A 19482-nucleotide genomic window follows, 5' to 3' on the forward strand; every position below is an offset into this window, starting at 1 on the left:
CCCGCACCCTGTGAGGGGTGCGGGCCACGCCCGTCTGCACGTGCAGCCGAAGGCGGCTGCTACTGCTGCTGCGCGGTGCCTACTGCGCGGCCTTCAGGATCTCGCGCGCCAGCTTCGCGGTCTCGGTCGGCGTCTTGCCGACCTTCACGCCCGCGGCCTCCAGGGCCTCCTTCTTGGCCTGTGCGGTGCCAGAAGAACCGGAGACGATCGCACCGGCGTGACCCATGGTCTTGCCCTCGGGGGCGGTGAAGCCCGCGACGTAGCCGACGACCGGCTTGGTGACGTTCTTCGCGATGAAGTCCGCCGCACGCTCCTCGGCGTCGCCGCCGATCTCGCCGATCATGACGATCAGGTCGGTGTCGGGGTCCGCCTCGAACGCCTCAAGGGCGTCGATGTGCGTGGTGCCGATGACCGGGTCGCCACCGATGCCGACGGCGGAGGAGAAGCCGATGTCACGGAGCTCGTACATCATCTGGTAGGTCAGCGTGCCCGACTTGGACACGAGACCGATGCGGCCGGGCTTGGTGATGTCGCCCGGGATGATGCCGGCGTTGGACTGGCCGGGGGTGATCAGACCCGGGCAGTTCGGGCCGATGATCCGCGTCTTGTTGCCCTTGGAGGTCGCGTACGACCAGAAGGCGGCGGAGTCGTGCACCGCGATGCCCTCGGTGATGACGACGGCCAGCGGGATCTCGGCGTCGATCGCCTCGACGACCGCGGACTTCGCGAACGCCGGCGGGACGAAGAGGACGGAGACGTTGGCGCCCGTCTTCTCCATCGCCTCGGCGACGGAGCCGAAGACCGGGACCTCGGTGCCGTCGAAGTCGACGGTCGTGCCGGCCTTGCGCGGGTTCACGCCGCCGACGATGTTGGTGCCGTCAGCCAGCATCAGCTTGGTGTGCTTCATGCCCGTGGCACCGGTCATGCCCTGGACGATGACCTTGCTGTCCTTGTTGAGGAAGATAGCCATGTGAGTCTGTGACCTCTGCCCTTACTTCGCAGCCGCGAGCTCGGCGGCCTTGTCGGCCGCGCCGTCCATGGTGTCCACGCGCTGGACCAGCGGGTGGTTGGCGTCCGAGAGGATCTTGCGACCCAGTTCGGCGTTGTTGCCGTCGAGACGGACGACCAGCGGCTTGGTGACCGCCTCGCCCTTGTCCTCGAGCAGCTGCAGCGCCTGGACGATGCCGTTGGCGACCTCGTCACACGCGGTGATGCCACCGAAGACGTTGACGAAGACGGACTTGACGTCCGGGTCGCCGAGGATGATCTCGAGACCGTTGGCCATGACGGCGGCGGAGGCGCCACCGCCGATGTCCAGGAAGTTGGCGGGCTTGACGCCGCCGTGGTTCTCGCCGGCGTACGCGACGACGTCGAGGGTGCTCATGACGAGACCCGCGCCGTTGCCGATGATGCCGACCTCGCCGTCGAGCTTCACGTAGTTGAGGTTCTTCGCCTTGGCGGCGGCCTCGAGCGGGTTCGCGGCAGCGTGGTCCACGAACTCCTCGTGGCCCGGCTGGCGGAACTCGGCGTTCTCGTCGAGCGAGACCTTGCCGTCGAGCGCGATGACGTCGCCGGAGGCGACCTTCGCGAGCGGGTTGACCTCGACGAGGAGCGCGTCCTCGGCGATGAAGGTCGCCCACAGGGTCACGAGGACCTCGGCGACCTTCTCGGCGACCTCGGCCGGGAACTGCGCCAGCGCGACGATCTCGCGGGCCTTCTCGATGGTCACGCCCTCGTTGGCGTTCACCGGGACCTTGGCGAGCTTCTCCGGGGTCTCCTCGGCGACCTGCTCGATGTCCATGCCGCCCGCGACCGAGGCCATGGCCAGGAAGGTGCGGTTGGTGCGGTCGAGGAGGTACGAGACGTAGTACTCCTCCAGGATCTCCGGAGCCGTCTCGGCGATCATCACCTTGTGGACCGTGTGGCCCTTGATGTCCATCCCGAGGATGTCCGTCGCACGGGCGACGGCCTCGTCCGGGGTGGCGGCGAGCTTGACGCCGCCGGCCTTGCCGCGGCCGCCGACCTTCACCTGCGCCTTGACGACCGACTTGCCACCCATGCGCTCGGTGGCCTCGCGGGCTGCCTCAGGCGTGTCGATGACTTCACCGGCCAGCACCGGTACACCGTGCTTGGCGAAGAGGTCCCTCGCCTGGTACTCGAACAGGTCCACGCGCGTCCGTCCCTTGTCTTTTTTAAAGATTCGCAGTGATTCGCGGTTGTCTGCTATCTGCGTGGGCGTGCCGCGGAGGGCAACGTGACGGCGCTGTCACAAGGAAGGCGCACACGGTGACCGTGGACGCGGCATGTCCGTCCCGCAGGTTATCCCCGTGGGACGTAGGTCCCTAAATCGCAGATCACACCTGAGCGGTGATACCTGTCACAGATCGCCTCACGGTTGAACTGCATCTTCGTGTGATCTGCCGAGGGCCGGCCGCCGTGAGGGCTCCTCGACGGGGCCCCGCGCGGGCGGCCCGGGGCGGCGCGTGGCGGCGCGGCGGAGGACCACCGGGCTGCCCGCCCGGTCACGGGACGGGCAGGGGACGCTTCTCCAGCGCCGCGGCCATCACCTCCGGGAACAGGTCGGGAGTGCAGGCGAAGGCCGGGGCTCCGAGAGCGGCGAGAGCGGCGGCGTGGTCCCGGTCGTAGGCGGGCGCGCCCTCGTCGGACAGCGCGAGCAGCGTCACGAACTCCACTCCCGCCGCCTTCATCGCCGCGACCCGCTTCAGCATCTCGTCGCGGATGCCGCCCTCGTAGAGATCACTGATGAGGACGACGACGGTGTCGGCGGGACGGGTGATCTTCGACTGGCAGTAGGCGAGCGCCCGGTTGATGTCGGTGCCGCCACCCAACTGGGTGCCGAAGAGCACGTCCACGGGGTCGTCGAGCTGGTCGGTCAGGTCCACGACGGCGGTGTCGAAGACGACCAGCCGGGTCGCGATCGAACGCATCGAGGCCAGCACCGCCCCGAAGACGGAGGCGTAGACGACGGAGGCCGCCATCGAACCGGACTGGTCGATGCAGAGCACGACCTCCTTCTTCACCGCGCGTGCGGCGCGGCCGTAGCCGACCAGCCGCTCGGGAACGACGGTCCGGTACTCGGGCAGATAGTTCTTCAGGTTCGCCCGTATGGTCCGGTCCCAGTCGATGTCCGCGTGCCGCGGACGGCTGATCCGGGCGGACCGGTCGAGCGCACCCGTCAGCGTGGCCCGCGTCCGGCTCGCGAGCCGCTTCTCCACCTGCTCGACCACCTTGCGGACGACGGCGCGGGCGGTCTCCCGGGTGGTCTCGGGCATGGCCTTGTTGAGGGAGAGCAGCGTGCCGACGAGGTGCACGTCCGGCTCGACCGCCTCCAGCATCTCGGGCTCCAGCAGCAGGGCGGACAGGCCGAGCCGCTGGATCGCGTCCCGCTGCATGACCTGCACCACGGAGGTGGGGAAGTACGTCCGGATGTCCCCGAGCCAGCGCGCCACGTTGGGCGCGGACCCCCCGAGCCCGGCCGACCGCTCCCCGGCCCGCTTGCGCCCCGCGCCACCGCCGGACCCGTAGAGCGCCCCGAGCGCGGCGTCCATCCCCGCGTCCGCCCCGCTCAACGCCACCCCGGTCCCTTCTCCCTCTCCCCCGCCCAGCACCATCCGCCACCGCCGCAACCGCTCCGCGCCGCCGCCACTCACTTCTGCACCTGCCATCTGCCTACCTCCCGCTCTCGAAGCAATACCGACCCCACCGGCCGCCCCCACCAACCGCTGCCGCTGCGCGGCGCGAAGTCCCCTCCCCGTTCTTCGCCCGTTCCTCGGGGCTCCGCCCCGGGCCCCGCGCCTCACACGCCGGCGGAAATCCAGCCCCTCCGGCGTGTGGAGCGCGGGTCCGGGGGCCGGCCCCCCGGCAACGGCGCCGCACCCGGCAGCGGGTCCGGGCTGAGCCCGGGGAACGGCGGAAGGGCGGGTAGGGCGGGTAGGGGACTGCACCCCGCGCAGCGGCCTGCCCCACCACAGCCCGCCCGCGCCGGGCGGCCCACCCCAGCCCATCCACCCTCCCCCGCCCGCTCTCCCGCGCCGGGCGGGCGGGCGGGCCGGTCAGCCCGGCGCCCCCGCCAGCAACAGGTGGACCAGGTCCACCACCGCGTCCGCCCGGACCGGGTCCAGCTCCGGACCGAAGCCGGCCGGCGCCGCGCCGAATCCCGGCACGGAGGCCCCCGCCCCGCCGGGCCCCCGCCGCACCAGCTCCCCCAGGCTCCGCCGAACCCCCGCCTCGTACCCCCCGAAGGTCCTCCGCAGCAGCGGCAGTACGTCGATGAACGCCCGCTCCGGCACCGACACCAGCCAGTCGTCGATCAGCCCCAGCAGCCGCTCGTCGTGCACCAGCAGCGTGCCGCCGCCCGAGGCCCCGCCCGCGAACCCCTCGATCCAGCCCGCCGCGTCGGCCGGCGCGCACGCCGGGGACAGCGAGAGCCCCATCAGCCGCGCGGTCTCCCCGGGCGACAGCCGCCCGTCGTCGAGCAGCAGCCGCGCCGCCCGCCCGCGTATCAGCCCGGGGACGGTCTCCCGGCCGGCCAGCGTCCGCAGTACCGCCGCCCAGCGCTCCCGCAGGCCGTCCGTGTCCAGCCCCTCCAGCAGCCCGACCGCGGCGTGGACGCCGTCCACGTGCCCCCGCAGCTCCTGCGCCGCGTCGGCGTCCAGTCCCGCCGCGCAGGCGGGCGGCAGCGCCACGCATATCCGCTCCGCGAGCCCGGCCGCCACCGCCCCCAGCGCCGCCGCGTCGGTGCCGCGTACGTCCCCGTACCGCAGCGAACGGGCCAGCGCGGGCAGCGCCTTGGCCAGGCCCGCCACATCGGTGTCCAGCGCGGCCCGGTCGGCGAGGGCCCGCAGGACGGCTGGCAGGGCCCCGGAGAGCCCGGCCAGCAGGCACCGCTCCGCCAGGGCGGTGATCTCGCCCAAATCCCCGGCGGCCGCCGCGTCGGCCTCGGCCCGGGCGGTCGCCGCCCCGAGGACGGTGGTCCCCCAGATGCCCGCTTCGGCCACCCGCACCGCGAGCTCCGGCTCCCAGCAGAGCCGCCAGGTCTCGCGGAAGGTGCCCGTGCTCCCCCGGGAGGCCGTCGGGAGGCCCCAGTCGATGCCGAGCAGCCGCAGCCGGTGCAGCAGCAGGGACTTGGCCGCGTCGGTGTCCTCGCGCAGGTCGAGTTCCAGCTCCCGGTCCTGCGCCTCGGGCTTGAGCCGCAGGGAGCGCTGCTGGCGGGTGAGGTCCCGCTGGAGCGGTACGACGGGAGCCGCGTCGGGGACTTCGCCGAGCACGTCCCCGACGACGAGCCGGTCCTCGATCAGTGCGAGCGGTATGTCGGAGCCGTCGCACATCACCGCCCGGACCGCTTCCAGGGTCTCCGTCAGCCCCGGAACCGGGCGGCCCCGCATCGCGGCCAGGGTGTCGGCGAGTCGGACGGCTTCGATGACGTGGGCCGGGGACACCTGCCGGTCCTCCTCGCGGAGCAGGCCCGCGACCTTGGTCAGCCATCGCTCGACCGGCCGGTCCCGGGCCGCGAAGAGGTGCGCGTACCAGCCGGGCGAGGTGATGCCCGCGCCGTATCCTCCGGCCCGGGCGAGGCGCCGGTGGGTCCAGGGCACCCAGGTGGTCTCCACCTTGACCTTGGGCAGCCCGGTGAGGAGCGCCTTGTCCGCGGCCGCGGTGGTCTTCGCCCGCAGGGCCGGGACGTGCCAGGCCCCGCAGACGACGGCGTAGGCGTCGCCGAACTCCCGTCGTGCCGCCCGCATCCGCTGCCGCATGTACGCCTCGCGCACCAGGTCCCGAGGGTGGCCGCCCGCACCGTACTCCTCGCGCAGGGCGCCCATGGCCTCCCCGAGCGCCTCGAACGCGCCCAGCGGGTCGGCGGCCGGTCCGGCCCCGCCGCGGTGCTCGACCACGTCCTCCCACCACCGCTCGGGGTCCTCGTACCCGGCGGTCCCGGCCAGCACGGCCAGCGGATCCAGCCGTAGGGACCCGGGTGCCGCTCCGTCCGCCTCGTCGTCCTCCTCCCCCTGGTGCCGGGCCTGCGGAACGGCCAGCGAGTGCGCGGCCGGGAGGTCGATGAACCGGACCGGTACGTCACGCTCCTGCGCCCACTGGATGGCGGCCCATTCCGGGGAGAAGCCGGCCAGCGGCCAGAACGCGGCCCGCCCCGGGTCGTCGGCCGCGTGGGCGAGCAGGGCGACGGGCGGCCGCATCCCCGGATCCGCGGCGAGCGGGAGCAGCGCGTCCCCCTCCGGCGGTCCCTCGATCAGCACCGCCGCCGGCCCGGCCGCGTCCAGGGCGGCACGCACCGCACGGGCCGAGCCGGGTCCGTGGTGCCGCACGCCCAGGAGCAGCGGACCCGCGGACGGGCCCGGCGTCGCCGGGCTCATGCCGTCACCTCCCGGCAGGCCCGGTAGAAGTCCTTCCAGCCGTCGCGCTCGCGGACCACTGCCTCCAGGTACTCCTGCCAGACGACCTGGTCGGCGGCCGGGTCCCGGACGACGGCCCCGAGGATCCCCGCGGCCACGTCGGAGGGGCGCAGGACGCCGTCCCCGAAGTGGGCGGCCAGGGCGAGGCCGCCCGTGACCACCGAGATGGCCTCGGCCGTGGACAGGGTGCCGCTGGGCGACTTGATCTTCGTACGCCCGTCGTCGGTGACTCCGCCGCGCAGCTCGCGGAAGACGGTGACGACGCGACGGATCTCCTCCAGGCCCTCCGGGGCGGCGGGCAGATCGAGGGCGCGGCCCATCTGGTCGACGCGGCGGGCGACGATGTCGACCTCGGCGTCGGCGGTGGCGGGCAGCGGCAGGACGACGGTGTTGAAGCGCCTGCGCAGCGCGCTGGACAGCTCGTTGACCCCGCGGTCGCGGTCGTTGGCGGTGGCGATGAGGTTGAAGCCGCGCACGGCCTGCACCTCCTGGCCGAGCTCCGGTATCGGGAGCGTCTTCTCGGACAGGACGGTGATGAGGGTGTCCTGGACGTCGGCGGGGATCCGGGTGAGCTCCTCGACGCGGGCGGTCATGCCCTCGGCCATGGCCCGCATGACCGGGCTCGGCACGAGCGCTTCGCGGCTCGGGCCGTGGGCGAGGAGGCGGGCGTAGTTCCAGCCGTACCGGATGGCCTCCTCCGGGGTGCCGGCGGTGCCCTGGACGAGCAGGGTGGAGTCTCCGCTGACGGCGGCCGCGAGGTGCTCGGACACCCAGGTCTTGGCGGTGCCGGGCACACCGAGGAGCAGCAGCGCGCGGTCGGTGGCGAGGGTGGTGACGGCGACTTCGACGATCCGGCGCGGGCCGACGTACTTGGGCGTGATGACGGTGCCGTCGTCGAGCGTGCCGCCCTGCAGGTACGTCGCCACGGCCCACGGGGAGAGTTTCCAGCGGGCCGGGCGGGGCCGGTCGTCGGCGGCCGCCAGGGCTTTCAGTTCGTGCGCGAAGGCGTCTTCGGCGTGCGGTCGCAGCGCCTCTGCGGTGGTCTCGTTCCCGGTCGTGGCCATGGTCCCCCTCCAATGCTCCGCAGCCGCTTCCGACTGCTGGAACCACGATGCACCCGACCACTGACAACACCCCCCGGTGGATGCGTTGTTGCAGGTCAGAGCGATTGTCAGTGGGGGTCTCTACGGTGGAACACATGACTGAGCAGGGGGTCCGCTGGACAGCGGAACAGGTACTGGCTCTGGCTCCTGACGACGCCTCACGCAAGGCGGGGGCCAGACTCGGTGGGGCGGGGCCGTGGTCACAGACCGGAGGTTCCGCTTCCGGTGCGGTGTGGGGGTTGTGCAAGGGCAGCGGCAGCAAGCCGTACCGGACGGTCGTCGACCTGTCCGGGCCCGCGTACAAGTGCTCCTGCCCAAGCCGGAAGTTCCCGTGCAAGCACGCACTGGGCCTCCTGCTGCTCTGGGCCGGGGAGGGGCTCGACACCTCGGCCGGAGCCCCGGCCGACTCCTCGGCCGGGGCTCCGGACTGGGCGGACGAGTGGCTCGCGGAGCGGGCCGCGAAGGCCGCGCGCCCAGCCGCCGACCGTTCCGGCCGGGCGGGGACGGCCGATGCCGAGGGGGCACGCAAGCGGGCCGAGCGGCGGGCGGCCCGGATCGGCGCGGGGGTCATCGAGCTGGAACAGCGGCTCGCGGACCTGGTGCGCGGCGGCCTCGCCGGTCAGGAGCGGGCGGGATACGCGGCCTGGGAGGAGACCGCCGCCAGGATGGTCGACGCCCAGGCGCCCGGACTGGCGGCTCGGGTGCGGGAGTTGGGGACGATACCCAGTTGCGGCACCGGCTGGCCCGCCCGGATGCTGGAGGAGGCCGCGCTGCTGCACCTGCTGGACCGGGCCTGGCTGGGGGTCTCCGCACTGCCGGAACCGCTGGCCGCGACGGTCCGCAGCCGTCTGGGACTGCAGCCCCGGACGGACGGCGAGGCCGTACGGGACCGCTGGCTCGTGCTGGCCCAGTACGACACGGCGTCACCGGACGGCCGTCTCACCACCCGCCGGATATGGCTGCGCGGGCTGGCGAGCGGGCGGCCGGCCCTGGTCCTGGACTTCGGCCCGCCCGGGCGACCGCCGGGGCTGGCGCTGCCCGTCGGTTTGGTACTGGAGGCGGAAGCCCGCTTCCGGCCCGGCTCCGCCGGGCTGCGTGCGGATCTCGGGGAGAGGTTCGCGCCGGCCGCGCCGTGCCGGACCGCGCCGACCGGCGTGAGCACGGGCGAGGCACTTCAGGCGTACGGCACGGCACTGCGCGAGGACCCCTGGCTGGAGTCCTGGCCGGTGGTGCTCGGTCCGGTGGTTCCGATACCGGGGGGACAACAGGGAGGACGACAGGGAGAGCAACAGGGCACAGCGGCATGGCAATTGGCGGACGCGGAGGGGACGTCCGCCCTGCCCGTGCCCCTGACCGGGGGCGGGAGCCGGCCCGCGACCGGGCTGTGGCAGCTGGCCGCACTTTCGGGGGGCGGCCCGTTGACGGTGTTCGGCGAATGCGGACACCACGGATTCACCCCACTGACGGCCTGGCAGCCGGACTCCTCGGAGCCGGTGGTGCTGGGCTGAGCGGAGCGCAGGGGGAAAGCGGCGGCGCGGGGGCGCCGACGTATTCGAGACGAGTGAGCCGGGGGGCTTTCGTGGACGACAACCACGCCAGTTGAGGCCGTAGGTACGGCCGTGTGCACCACAGGGAATCAGACCGATCCGACCGAGCTGCTCCGGTCCCGCGGAGGGGGCGGGACCGGAGCACGACACCTGCACACGGCACGGCACGCGAGGGAAAGAGGGAGGGCAGCCGGTGAACACGACCGCGGACACGACGACGGACAGAACGACGGGCACCACGACGGGCGGGTCGACGGACACGGCCTACGGGGGCGAGAACTGGGACGAGCTGGTGGGCGCCGCACTGCTGGGCACCGAGCGGCGCCGGGGCAGTCCCGAGGCCCTGCTCGGGGCCGCGGCCGTGCAGACGGTACGGCGCCGGGCCGGGCTGAGACCCGCCGAGGCGGGTCCGCGGCCCGAGCCCGCGCCGCACGATCCGCGTCCGGAGCCGCCGGAGCCGGCTCGGCGGCGGCTCGCGCAGCTGTTGGCGGGCCGGGCCGGAGCGGGCGGCGGCAGCGGGCGGCGGGGGGCCGCCCCGGACCTCACGGAGCTGCTGCCGCAGTGGCTGGCAGCCGCCGGGCAGCACGGGTACCGGGCACCGGCCTCGCTCGTGCCCGCGCTGCTGGACGTCGCGCGGGCCCGCACCGACCTCCGGCCCCAGGCGCTGGCCCTGGCCGGGCCGCGCGGGCTGTGGCTGGCCCGCCTCAATCCGGACTGGCGGTTCGCACTGCGCGGGGGGTCCGGGGGAGCCGGCGAACTGCCCGACACGCAGGACGCAGCGGCGGTGGAACGGCTGTGGCAGGAAGGGCTGTTCGCGGAGCGGGTCGCACTGCTCGGCCTCGTACGGGCCCACGAGGCGGCCGCCGGGCCGCGGCTGCTGGAGACCACGTGGAGCACCGAGCGGGCCGAGGACCGGCTGATGTTCCTCGACTCCTTGCGGGTGGGGCTCTCGGCGGGTGACGAGCCCTTCCTGGAGGCGGCTCTGGGCGACCGCAGCCGCAACGTGCGGGCGACCGCAGCCGAGTTGCTGTCCGCACTGCCGACCTCGGCGCTGGCCGGGCGGATGGCGGAGCGGGCCCTGGCCTGCGTCGGCCCGGAGGGGGTGACACCACCCACTGAGTGCGATGCGGGAATGCTGCGCGACGGCGTGGTCAAGCGGCCGCCGGCCGGGCGCGGTGAGCGGGCCTGGTGGCTGGGGCAGTTGGTGGAGTCCGCGCCGCTGTCGTGCTGGCGGGACCGGTTCGGGGGGCTCGACCCGGCGGAGATCGTGGCGCTGCCGGTGGCCGAGGGCTGGGCGGAGGAACTGCACGCGGCCTGGTGCCGGGCCGCGGTGCGGCAGGGTGACCCCGCATGGTCGCTGGCGCTGCTCGGCTCGGCGTCCGCACCGCCCGCGGCAGGGCCGGCGACGGCGTCGCTGGCCGAGCGGGCGAAGCTCCTGTCGACCCTCGGGGAGGCGGAACGGGCGGCGTGGGTCGCGGAGTTCATACGCGCACACGGGCTGTCGGAGGCGTTCCAACTGCTCGGAGTCTGCGTGGTGCCGTGGGCGGGGGCGCTGGGACGGGCGGTGATCGAGGCGCTGGACTCCGCGCGGGAGGCCGGCGGCTATCCGTGGAGCTTCAGCGGGGTGATGGGGCTGGCGGAGCGGTGCCTCGACCCTGCGGAGGCGGGGAGGCTCGATGCGCTGGCGGCGGAGCCGGTGGAGGAGGGGGGTGCGGCGGCGTACTGGTCGGAGGCCTTCCAACGGCTGGTCGCCACGCTGCGCCTGCGGGCGGCGCTCCACGCGGAACTGACACCGCGGCGCTGACCACTGCCCCGCCCCGGGGGGCCTGCCCCCGCCCGCCCCGGGGTGCGGGGCGCCGTTGGTGGGGCGCGGGGCGCCGTCGGTGAGCTCCGGGGCGCCGTCAGCGGGGTGCGGGGCGCCGTCGGTGAGCTCCGGGGTGGAGAGGCCTGCGGGTCAGAGCCCTGCGGGGCACGTCCCCTACCCGCCCTTCGCCCGATCCCCGGGCGCCGCCCGGAGCCCGCGCCTCAAACGCCGGCGGGGCTGGGGTGCCCCCGGGATCCCCCGGGCTCCGCCCGGAACCCGGCCCGCAAGCGCCGGGCGCGCCGAGGAAGGGGTGCCGGGCTGCGCCCGGACCCCGGTCCTCACGTGCCGGACGGCTGAAAGCACCCGGGTTCCGCGCTTCGAATGGGCGGCGGGGGCCAGCCGTACCGCCCCGCCGACGCATGGGGCGGCCCACCGGCCCGCACGCGCGGGACGGCGCCGGCCGAGTCCAGCCCGTCCGGCGTCTGAGGACCAGAACGCCGCGGCAGCACGTCCAGCCCCTCCCGGGCCACGGGGCCGGGAGGGTCGCCCGGAAGCCGGCCCCGTCGGCGGCTACGCCGGCTGGCGGACGTGCGCGCGGACCCAGTCGACGATGGCCGTGGTCGTTGCGCCCGGCGTGAAGATCTCCGCCACGCCCTTCTCCTTCAGCGGAGCGATGTCCGCCTCCGGGATGATGCCGCCACCGAACACCTTGATGTCCGCCGCGTCGCGCTCCGCGAGGAGTTCCAGCACGCGCGCGAACAGCGTGTTGTGCGCGCCCGACAGGATCGACAGACCGATCGCGTCGGCGTCCTCCTGGATCGCCGTGTCGACGATCTGTTCGGGGGTCTGGTGGAGGCCCGTGTAGATGACCTCCATGCCCGCGTCCCGAAGGGCCCGCGCGATCACCTTGGCGCCTCGGTCGTGGCCGTCGAGGCCCGGCTTGGCCACCACCACACGGATCGGACCGGTCACACCCATCGCACTGCCTCCCGAGTGAACGAACGTTAAGTACAGCATTGCGCACACCCCCGTTTCACGGTCAACCACGAGGGGGAAATCACACGTGGGATGGCGTACCACCGCTCCGCGCCGACAGCCGCACGGCACGGAGCGGTCGGTCGCCCCGGTCCCGAGACGACAGGACCTAGGGGGGCCGTCCATGGGGCTGACCATGTCCGGGGCCGCGCTGCGGGCCGGCGTACTGGAAGTCATCGTGCTCGGCGGGCACATCCTGCTGTATCCCACCGGCGTCCTCCCGGAGCGACCCGCCGCCGCCACCCACGAGCGCCCGCCGGTGCTGCTGCTCCACGGGTTCACCGACAACCGTTCCGTCTTCGTCCTGCTGCGCCGCACCCTCGGGGCCGGCGGCCGGCGGCAGGTGGAGGCGTACAACTACTCCCCCTTCACCCGCGACCTGCGCGTCACCGCCCGGCACCTCGCCCGGCGCGTCGAGGAGCTGTGCGAGCGCACGGGGCAGGACCGGGTGGACCTGGTGGGACACAGCCTCGGCGGCCTGGTCGGGCGGTACTACGTCCAGCGCCTCGGCGGCGACGCACGCGTCCGCACGCTCGTCACGCTCGGGACCCCTCATGCCGGGACCCGCGTGGCGCCCTTCATGGACGCGCACCCCCTGGTCCGGCAGATGCGCCCGGATTCCGAGGTGCTCACCGAACTGCGCGCCCCCGCGCCCGGCTGCCGGACGCGGTGCGTGGCGTTCTGGAGCGAGTTCGACGCGCTGATGGACCCGGCCGGGACGGCCCGTATCGAGCACCCGGACCTGCTCGTGGAAAACGTGCAGGTCACCGGCATCGGACATCTCGCCCTGCCCGCGCACCCCACCGTCATCGCGGCGGTGCGGCGCTCGCTCGACGGACCCAGGCCGAGCGCCCTCCCGCACCCCGGCGCCGCTTCCGTCGCCTGACCCGGCCATCTCGCCCCGGCCTCGACCTCGACGCCGACCCGCCCCGGCGTCGGCATGGACGTCGACCACGGGAGCGAAATCCGACCCCACACTCGAACGCTTTTCGAACTCAAGGCCAAGGGTCGGTCTTCGGGCGACCGAAAGGCGGCCGAATGCCCGGTTCCGCCGAGCATAAAACCCTCCGAAGATTGTCGTTGCGTGTAACCGCCGGGTACAGTCACGCCACTGCTCTCCTCCGAGGACCCCACATTCCTCGGCCACCCAGGCCCCCCGCTGCCGAGGCGAAAGAGAAGTTGGTGAACGACCGCCCCTCGTCGGGCCAGTACCCCGATTTCGGGTATGACGGCCTTTCCACCACCACTTTCGCTGGCGATTCAGCCTATGCGTCCTATGAAACGCAGGGCCAGGGCTACAACTACGGTGCCGCCTACGGTTCCTACGACACCGGCTCGTACGACACCACGGCTTGGACCGCCCCCCAGAACGGCTACGCGCAGCCGTCGGCCGACGGATACGCCGGCTACGACGGCTACCTCTCGACCGTCCCCGCCCAGGGCGGCGTCTCCACGGACTACCAGTCCACCGCCTTCGGTTACGAGACCTCCGCCGAGCAGACCGGCCACTGGTCGGTCCCGGGCTACGGGACCGAGACCGGCGCCTACGACGCCACCGCCTGGAACACGGTCTCCGAGCAGACCTACGGGTACGGCGGTTACGAGCAGCAGCAACAACAGCACGTCCCGGAACCGGTGCACGGGGAGGCCCACGGCCAGGCCCATGCCCAGGTGCACGAGCAGCAGTACGCCTACGACTACGGGTACGGGGTCTACGCCGCCACCTCGCCCGAGGCCGAAGCCGGCGTCGATGTCGACGCCCATGTCGACGCCCATGTCGATGTCGACGCCGATGCCGGCCTCGACGTCGAGGCCGACGTGGCCTACACCGAGACCGCCGTCTTCGAGTTCCTCCCCGCCGATGGCGCGGACGCGGACGCCCAGGTCCACGATCTCCCCACCCAGGCCATGCCCGTCACCCCGGCCGCGCCCGCCGAGCCGCGCCCCTCGCGCCGCGCGGGCTCCAAGCCCGGTTCGAAGCCCGTCGCCAGGGCGAGTACCGCCAAGGCCGGCAGCAGCAACCGCCGTCGCACCCCGGCCAAGCGCTCCGCGCTGCTGACCGTGGCCGTTCCCTCGGCCTGCGTGATGGGCGTCGCGGGTGTCGCCGCCGCCTCCGTGGGCGGGCTCACCGGTACGGAGAAGCCGTCCGAGGAGACCACCACCCTGGCCGCCCCCGACCCGGCCTCCATCAAGCCGGTCGCGGCCAACAGCAAGCTCGACACGCAGCTCACCGCCCTCAGCGCCGACGCCGGCGACTTCGCGGACCGCGCGAGCCGCACCCAGGAACGCATCGACCTGCGCCTGCGCCAAGACGAGGAGAAGAAGAAGAAGGCGGAGGAGGCCGCGGCCAGGGAAGCGGCCCGCCCCAAGTTCGCCCTCCCCGTCGCGCGCCACGGCCTCAGCGCCGGCTACGGCCAGGCGGGCGTCAACTGGATGTCCGTCCACACCGGCATCGACTTCCCCGTGGGCTACGGGACTTCGGTCATGGCCGCCACCGACGGCACCGTGCGCAGCCAGTTCAACAGCGCCTACGGCAACATGGTGATACTCACCGCGCCCGACGGCACCGAGACCTGGTACTGCCACCTCAGCAGCGCCAAGATCCGCTCCGGAAAGGTCAAGGCCGGCGACGTGATCGCGTACTCCGGCGACACCGGCAACTCCACCGGCCCGCACCTCCACTTCGAGGTGAGGCCGGGCGGCGGTTCTCCCGTCGATCCCCAGGCGTGGCTGCGTGCCAAGGGCCTGAACCCGAACTAGCGCCGAGCACCTGCCCCGGGCCAAGAACCCGCAGCTCCCAGTCCACGGCCCACAGCATCCGGCCCGCCCCCGAAGGGGCGGGCCGTTTCGCGTCGTCCCGCGCGCTAGAGCTTCTGCACCGGCGCGTACCGCAGCAGGAGCCGCTTCGGCTTCTCGTCCCCGAAGTCGATGGTGGCCTGCGCGTCCGCGCCCGCGCCCCTGACCTCCATGACGGTGCCCAGTCCGAACTGGTCGTGCGTGACCCGGTCCCCGACCACCAGCGCGATGACCGGCTTGTCGGAGGCCCGCCGCGTGGCGAACCCCGACGGACCCGACTTCGTACGCGACGAGGACAGGAAGGCTTCCGGCGAGGTGCCGAACGAGGCCTTCGACCCGCCCGAGCCCGAAGATCCGTACCCCGATCCGGAGCTCCGCACCGGGCCGGCCGGCTTCTGCGCCGCGCCCGTGCGCTTCCACTGCAGGTACTCGGCCGGGATCTCCTCCAGGAACCGCGACGGCGGGTTGTAGGAGGGCGTGCCCCAGGCGCTGCGCATGCTCGAGCGCGTCAGGTAGAGCCGCTCGCGCGCCCGCGTGATGCCCACGTAGGCGAGGCGGCGCTCCTCCTCCAGCTCCTTCGTCTGCCCCAGCGCGCGCATGTGGGGGAAGACCCCGTCCTCCATGCCCGTCAGGAAGACCACCGGGAACTCGAGGCCCTTGGCGGTGTGCAGGGTCATGAGGGTGATGACCCCGTTGCCGTCGGTGTCCTCGTCCGGGATCTGGTCGGAGTCGGCGACCAGCGCGACCTGCTCCAGGAACTCCGCGAGCGTTCCGGGGCCGACCGGCGGGGCGCCGTTCTCGGCGGCCTCGGCCGCCGCCGCTTCCCTGGCCTGCTCGAATTCGAGTGCCACGGCGGCGAGTTCCTGGAGGTTCTCGATGCGCGTCTCGTCCTGCGGGTCGGTCGAGGCCTGGAGTTCGGCGAGGTAGCCCGTCCGCTCCAGGACCGCTTCCAGGACCACCGCCGGGCCGGCGCCCGAGTCGACGATCGTGCGCAGCTCCTCCATCAGCACGTTGAAGCGCTTGACGGCGTTGGTCGAGCGGGCGGCCATGCCGAAGGCCTCGTCGACCCGGCGCAGCGCCTGCGGGAAGGTGATCTTCTCGCGCATCGCGAGCGCGTCGATCATCGCCTCGGCGCGCTCGCCGATACCGCGCTTGGGCACGTTCAGGATCCGGCGGAGCGGGACGTTGTCCTCGGGGTTCGACAGGACGCGCAGGTACGCGAGGACGTCGCGGACCTCCTTGCGCTCGTAGAACCGGACGCCGCCGACGACCTTGTAGGGCAGTCCGACGCGGATGAAGATCTCCTCGAACACACGGGACTGCGCGTTGGTCCGGTAGAAGATCGCGACGTCGCCGGCCTTCGCGTCGCCCGCGTCCGTCAGCCGGTCGATCTCGTCGGCGATGAACTGTGCCTCGTCGTGCTCGGTGTCCGCGACGTAGCCGGTGATGACGGAGCCGCTGCCGGCCTCGGTCCACAGGTTCTTCGCGCGGCGGTTCTCGTTGCGCTCGATGACCGCGTTGGCGGCGGACAGGATCGTCTGCGTGGAGCGGTAGTTCTGCTCCAGCAGGATCGTGGTCGCGTCCGCGTAGTCCTCTTCGAACTGGAGGATGTTGCGGATGGTCGCGCCGCGGAAGGCGTAGATCGACTGGTCGGCGTCGCCCACGACGCACAGCTCTGCGGGCGGCAGGTCCGGGTAGCCGGTGCCGACCAGCTCGCGCACGAGCGTGTACTGGGCGTGGTTGGTGTCCTGGTACTCGTCGACCAGGACGTGCCGGAAGCGGCGCCGGTAGTGCTCGGCGACGTCCGGGAAGGCCTGGAGCAGGTGGACGGTGGTCATGATGATGTCGTCGAAGTCGAGCGCGTTGGCTTCGCCGAGGCGCCCCTGGTACATCGCGTACGCCTGGGCGAGGGTCTTCTCGAAGCCGTCCGCGGCCTGCCCGGCGAAGGCGTCCGCGTCGATGAGCTCGTTCTTCAGGTTGGAGATCTTGGCGCTGAAGGCCTTCGGCGGGAACTTCTTCGGGTCCAGGTCCAGGTCGCGGCAGACGAGCGCCATCAGGCGCTTCGAGTCGGCGGCGTCGTAGATCGAGAAGGACGAGGTGAAGCCGAGCCGCTTGGACTCGCGGCGCAGGATGCGCACGCACGCGCTGTGGAAGGTGGAGACCCACATGGCGTTCGCGCGCGGTCCGACCAGGCCCTCGACGCGCTCCTTCATCTCACCGGCGGCCTTGTTGGTGAAGGTGATCGCCAGGATCTGGCCCGGGTGGACCCCGCGGGCACCCAGCAGGTGGCCGATGCGGTGCGTCAGCACGCGCGTCTTGCCGGAGCCGGCGCCCGCCACGATGAGCAGCGGGGAGCCCGCGTGCACCACGGCGGCGCGCTGCTCCGCATTCAGCCCGTGCAGGAGCGCCGCCGGGTCGATGACGGGCCGGGGGGCGCCGTCCCGGTAGTACGCGTCTGCGGTCATGGGCGCGTCGAACCGGCCCCCGAAGAGATCGTCCGCGTCCGTCTCGGGGGCGGCGTGGTCTTCGGGCGGCGGCGGGACCTCGTCGGAGGGGGAGAGGTCGGCCAGGAAGCTGTCGTCAAAGAGGCTGCTCATCGCCTTCCGAGTTTAGAGGGCGGGACCGACAGCCGGTCCCGCCCCGGGAAAATTCGGCGGCATATGCCCTGCGGACCGTTCCGGCCCCCTTCCGAGGCGCCCCCTCCGGCGCTAGCGTGCTCCGCCAACCGGAAGGAGATGCCGGCCCGTGTACACGTACGGATTCCCCTCGTCCCACCCCTCCCCCCACCACCGCAAGCCGCGCACCCGAAGACATCCGAACGCCCCCGCCGCGGTCGTCACGACCGCGGCCCTGTCCTCCTTAGGCCTGCTCCTCCCCCACCAGGCCGCGGCGGCGCCGGCGCCCCGCCCCTCGGTGGAGGAGGTGCGGGCCCGCGTGGAAGAGCTGCACCGGCAGGCGGGCACGGCCACCCAGGCCTACGACGCGGCCGCCGGGCGGACCGCGCAGGAGCGGGCCCGGCTGTCGGCGCTCATGGACCAGATCGCCGGCACCACCCAGAAGCTGAACGAGGCCCGGCGGCTGCTCGGCAGCCACGCCGCCGACCGGTACCGCGGCGCCGGCGGCCTCGGCGGGACCGCGACCCTGCTGATCAGCGACGATCCGCAGGCCTTCTTCGCGCAGACGCACCTGCTGAACCGGCTCGGCGGCCGCGAGGACGCACTGCTCACCCAGTACACCCGGGCCAGGGCGCAGACGGCCGGCAAGCGCCGGGAGGCGGTCGTCGTGGTTTCGGAGCTGGAGCGGGCGCAGGAGGAGCTGCGCGGGCGCAAGCAGGAGGTGCAGGCCCGGCTCGCGGAGGCGAACACCCTGCTGGCGCGGCTCGGCGCGGCGGAGCGGGCGCGGGCCCTGGCCCCCCGGGCCCCGGCCGCCCCGGGACCGCTGCCCGCGGACGCCGCCGCGTCGGCGTCCGGTGCCAGGGCGGTGGCCTTCGCCCGGGCCCAGCTGGGAAAACCGTACGTCTGGGGCGCGACCGGCCCGCGCTCGTACGACTGCTCCGGCCTGACCCAGGCCGCCTGGCGGGCCGCCGGGATCACGCTGCCACGCACCACCTGGGACCAGGTGAAGGCGGCTCCGCGGATCGCGACGAAGGACCTGCGCCCGGGGGACCTGGTCTTCTTCTACGCGGACATCAGCCACGTCGGGATCTACATCGGCGGCGGCCGCATGATCCACGCCCCGCGGCCGGGGACGTCGGTCCGCGAGGACTCGGTCTACTACCAGCCGATCTACGGGAGCGTCCGGCCGGGGTGAACGCGGCAGCGCCCGCGCTCCGGTCCGTGGGCGCCCGCTGCCTACGCGGCGGCGCCCGCGCTCCGGTCCGTGGGCGCCCGCTGCCGAACCGTCGGCGCCCGCTGGCCGGTGCATCGGATTCCGCGGGCCGCTGCGTCGGCGTGTCCGTCACTCAGCGCCATCGTGCGGTGAGCCGTCCGGCGTGCCGCTCACCGTCCGTATCAGAGGAGTTGGCGCGACGCTCGTCAACTCACTCCTGCCGTTGGTCCGTTCGTGCCTCTCGATTCGCAGGTTCCGCCAACCGGGCCTAGCGTCTTGCACATCGAGGAGCATTTACTGCCTTTTGCGGACAAACTGTTCGCGGCTGCGCCTCGGGGACCCGGAGGATTCACCATGCGTTCCATACGTGTCGCGTCCGTAGCCCTGCTGTCCACCGGCGCCTTCGCGCTCGCCGCGCCGATGGCCTCGGCCAATGACGGCGGGACCACGCCCAACGTCACGTCCTTCGGCTTCACCGTCTCCCCCACCACGGTCGCCCCCGGCGGCACCGTCACGCTGAACGCCACCGCGTGCCAGGAACCGCTGGTGAAGGTCTCTTCCGGCGTCTTCGACGCGGTCGAACTCAACGAGGGCAAGTCCGCCACCGCCAAGGTCGACGCGGACGCCAAGCCGGGTGCCCGGTACGAGGTCACCTTCGACTGCAAGGGCGAGAAGGGCACGACCACCCTCACGGTCGCGGGCCACTCGACCGGCACCGGCACGACCACTCCCTCCAAGGGCGTCAAGGCCGGCCTCGGCGGCGGCGCCTCCGGCCTGAACGGCCCTGAGATCGCGGCCGGTTCGGCGCTGCTGGCCGGTGCGCTCGGCGGCGGCGTGTTCCTGATGCGCCGCCGGGCGGGCGACGGCGCCTGACCTCCCTCCCCCTGACCGCCGGGCCCGTCCGACCCGCCCTCGGCGACCGGACGGGCCCGGTCCAGGGG

General features: G+C 73.2%; 13 protein-coding genes. 6 read left to right on the forward strand and 7 right to left on the reverse strand.

Annotated features, from left to right (window positions below):
- Nucleotides 1-79: 79 nt before the first annotated feature.
- The 5 genes from sucD to ABZY57_RS26950 form a co-directional block, all read right to left on the reverse strand.
- Nucleotides 80-970 carry a succinate--CoA ligase subunit alpha gene (sucD, locus tag ABZY57_RS26930; RefSeq protein ID WP_356516163.1) on the reverse strand — a complete coding sequence of 297 codons (891 nt, stop codon included), beginning with the start codon at nucleotides 968-970 and terminating at the stop codon, nucleotides 80-82.
- Between the two features lie 21 nt (nucleotides 971-991).
- Complete coding sequence (gene sucC, locus ABZY57_RS26935; protein WP_356516165.1) at nucleotides 992-2170, reverse strand: ADP-forming succinate--CoA ligase subunit beta; 1179 nt, start codon at nucleotides 2168-2170, stop codon at nucleotides 992-994.
- A gap of 352 nt (nucleotides 2171-2522) precedes the next feature.
- Entirely contained in the window at nucleotides 2523-3686 is a 1164-nt protein-coding gene (locus tag ABZY57_RS26940) for a VWA domain-containing protein (RefSeq protein WP_356516167.1), read from the reverse strand.
- A gap of 387 nt (nucleotides 3687-4073) precedes the next feature.
- Entirely contained in the window at nucleotides 4074-6389 is a 2316-nt protein-coding gene (locus tag ABZY57_RS26945; RefSeq protein ID WP_356516169.1) for a DUF5682 family protein, read from the reverse strand.
- Nucleotides 6386-7492, reverse strand: a complete 1107-nt coding sequence (locus ABZY57_RS26950) for an AAA family ATPase (RefSeq protein ID WP_356516171.1) — start codon at nucleotides 7490-7492, stop codon at nucleotides 6386-6388. Before ABZY57_RS26950 ends, ABZY57_RS26945 begins: the two co-directional genes overlap by 4 nt.
- Before the next feature lie 134 nt (nucleotides 7493-7626).
- Here ABZY57_RS26950 and ABZY57_RS26955 point away from each other — a divergent pair, with 134 nt between their 5' ends.
- Together ABZY57_RS26955 and ABZY57_RS26960 are read left to right on the forward strand one after the other, a co-directional pair.
- A complete protein-coding gene (locus tag ABZY57_RS26955; protein ID WP_356516173.1) occupies nucleotides 7627-9039 on the forward strand; it encodes an SWIM zinc finger family protein in 1413 nt (470 codons plus the stop codon).
- 331 nt (nucleotides 9040-9370) lie between these two features.
- A complete protein-coding gene (locus tag ABZY57_RS26960; RefSeq protein ID WP_356516187.1) occupies nucleotides 9371-10882 on the forward strand; it encodes a DUF5691 domain-containing protein in 1512 nt (503 codons plus the stop codon).
- Nucleotides 10883-11452: 570 nt separating this feature from the next.
- Here ABZY57_RS26960 and ABZY57_RS26965 read toward each other — a convergent pair.
- Complete coding sequence (locus ABZY57_RS26965) at nucleotides 11453-11860, reverse strand: cobalamin B12-binding domain-containing protein (protein ID WP_356516175.1); 408 nt, start codon at nucleotides 11858-11860, stop codon at nucleotides 11453-11455.
- A gap of 181 nt (nucleotides 11861-12041) precedes the next feature.
- Between ABZY57_RS26965 and ABZY57_RS26970 the strand changes: the two genes are divergently transcribed.
- Both ABZY57_RS26970 and ABZY57_RS26975 read left to right on the forward strand, forming a co-directional pair.
- On the forward strand, nucleotides 12042-12803 hold the full coding sequence (locus ABZY57_RS26970; protein WP_356516177.1) for an alpha/beta fold hydrolase: 762 nt from the start codon (nucleotides 12042-12044) through the stop codon (nucleotides 12801-12803).
- A gap of 152 nt (nucleotides 12804-12955) precedes the next feature.
- Entirely contained in the window at nucleotides 12956-14677 is a 1722-nt protein-coding gene (locus tag ABZY57_RS26975) for a peptidoglycan DD-metalloendopeptidase family protein (protein ID WP_356516179.1), read from the forward strand.
- Between the two features lie 104 nt (nucleotides 14678-14781).
- Here the strand turns inward: ABZY57_RS26975 and pcrA are convergent, their stop codons facing one another.
- Nucleotides 14782-17310, reverse strand: a complete 2529-nt coding sequence (gene pcrA, locus ABZY57_RS26980) for a DNA helicase PcrA (RefSeq protein ID WP_356516181.1) — start codon at nucleotides 17308-17310, stop codon at nucleotides 14782-14784.
- Between the two features lie 148 nt (nucleotides 17311-17458).
- Between pcrA and ABZY57_RS26985 the strand changes: the two genes are divergently transcribed.
- Together ABZY57_RS26985 and ABZY57_RS26990 are read left to right on the forward strand one after the other, a co-directional pair.
- The gene (locus ABZY57_RS26985; RefSeq protein ID WP_356516183.1) at nucleotides 17459-18523 is read left to right on the forward strand and encodes a C40 family peptidase; all 1065 of its coding nucleotides are present in this window, start codon (nucleotides 17459-17461) and stop codon (nucleotides 18521-18523) included.
- A 372-nt stretch (nucleotides 18524-18895) separates the two neighbouring features.
- Nucleotides 18896-19414 carry a hypothetical protein gene (locus ABZY57_RS26990; RefSeq protein ID WP_356516185.1) on the forward strand — a complete coding sequence of 173 codons (519 nt, stop codon included), beginning with the start codon at nucleotides 18896-18898 and terminating at the stop codon, nucleotides 19412-19414.
- Nucleotides 19415-19482: the final 68 nt, after the last annotated feature.

The organism is Streptomyces sp. NPDC006450 (assembly GCF_040612195.1).
Lineage (GTDB): Bacteria > Actinomycetota > Actinomycetes > Streptomycetales > Streptomycetaceae > Streptomyces.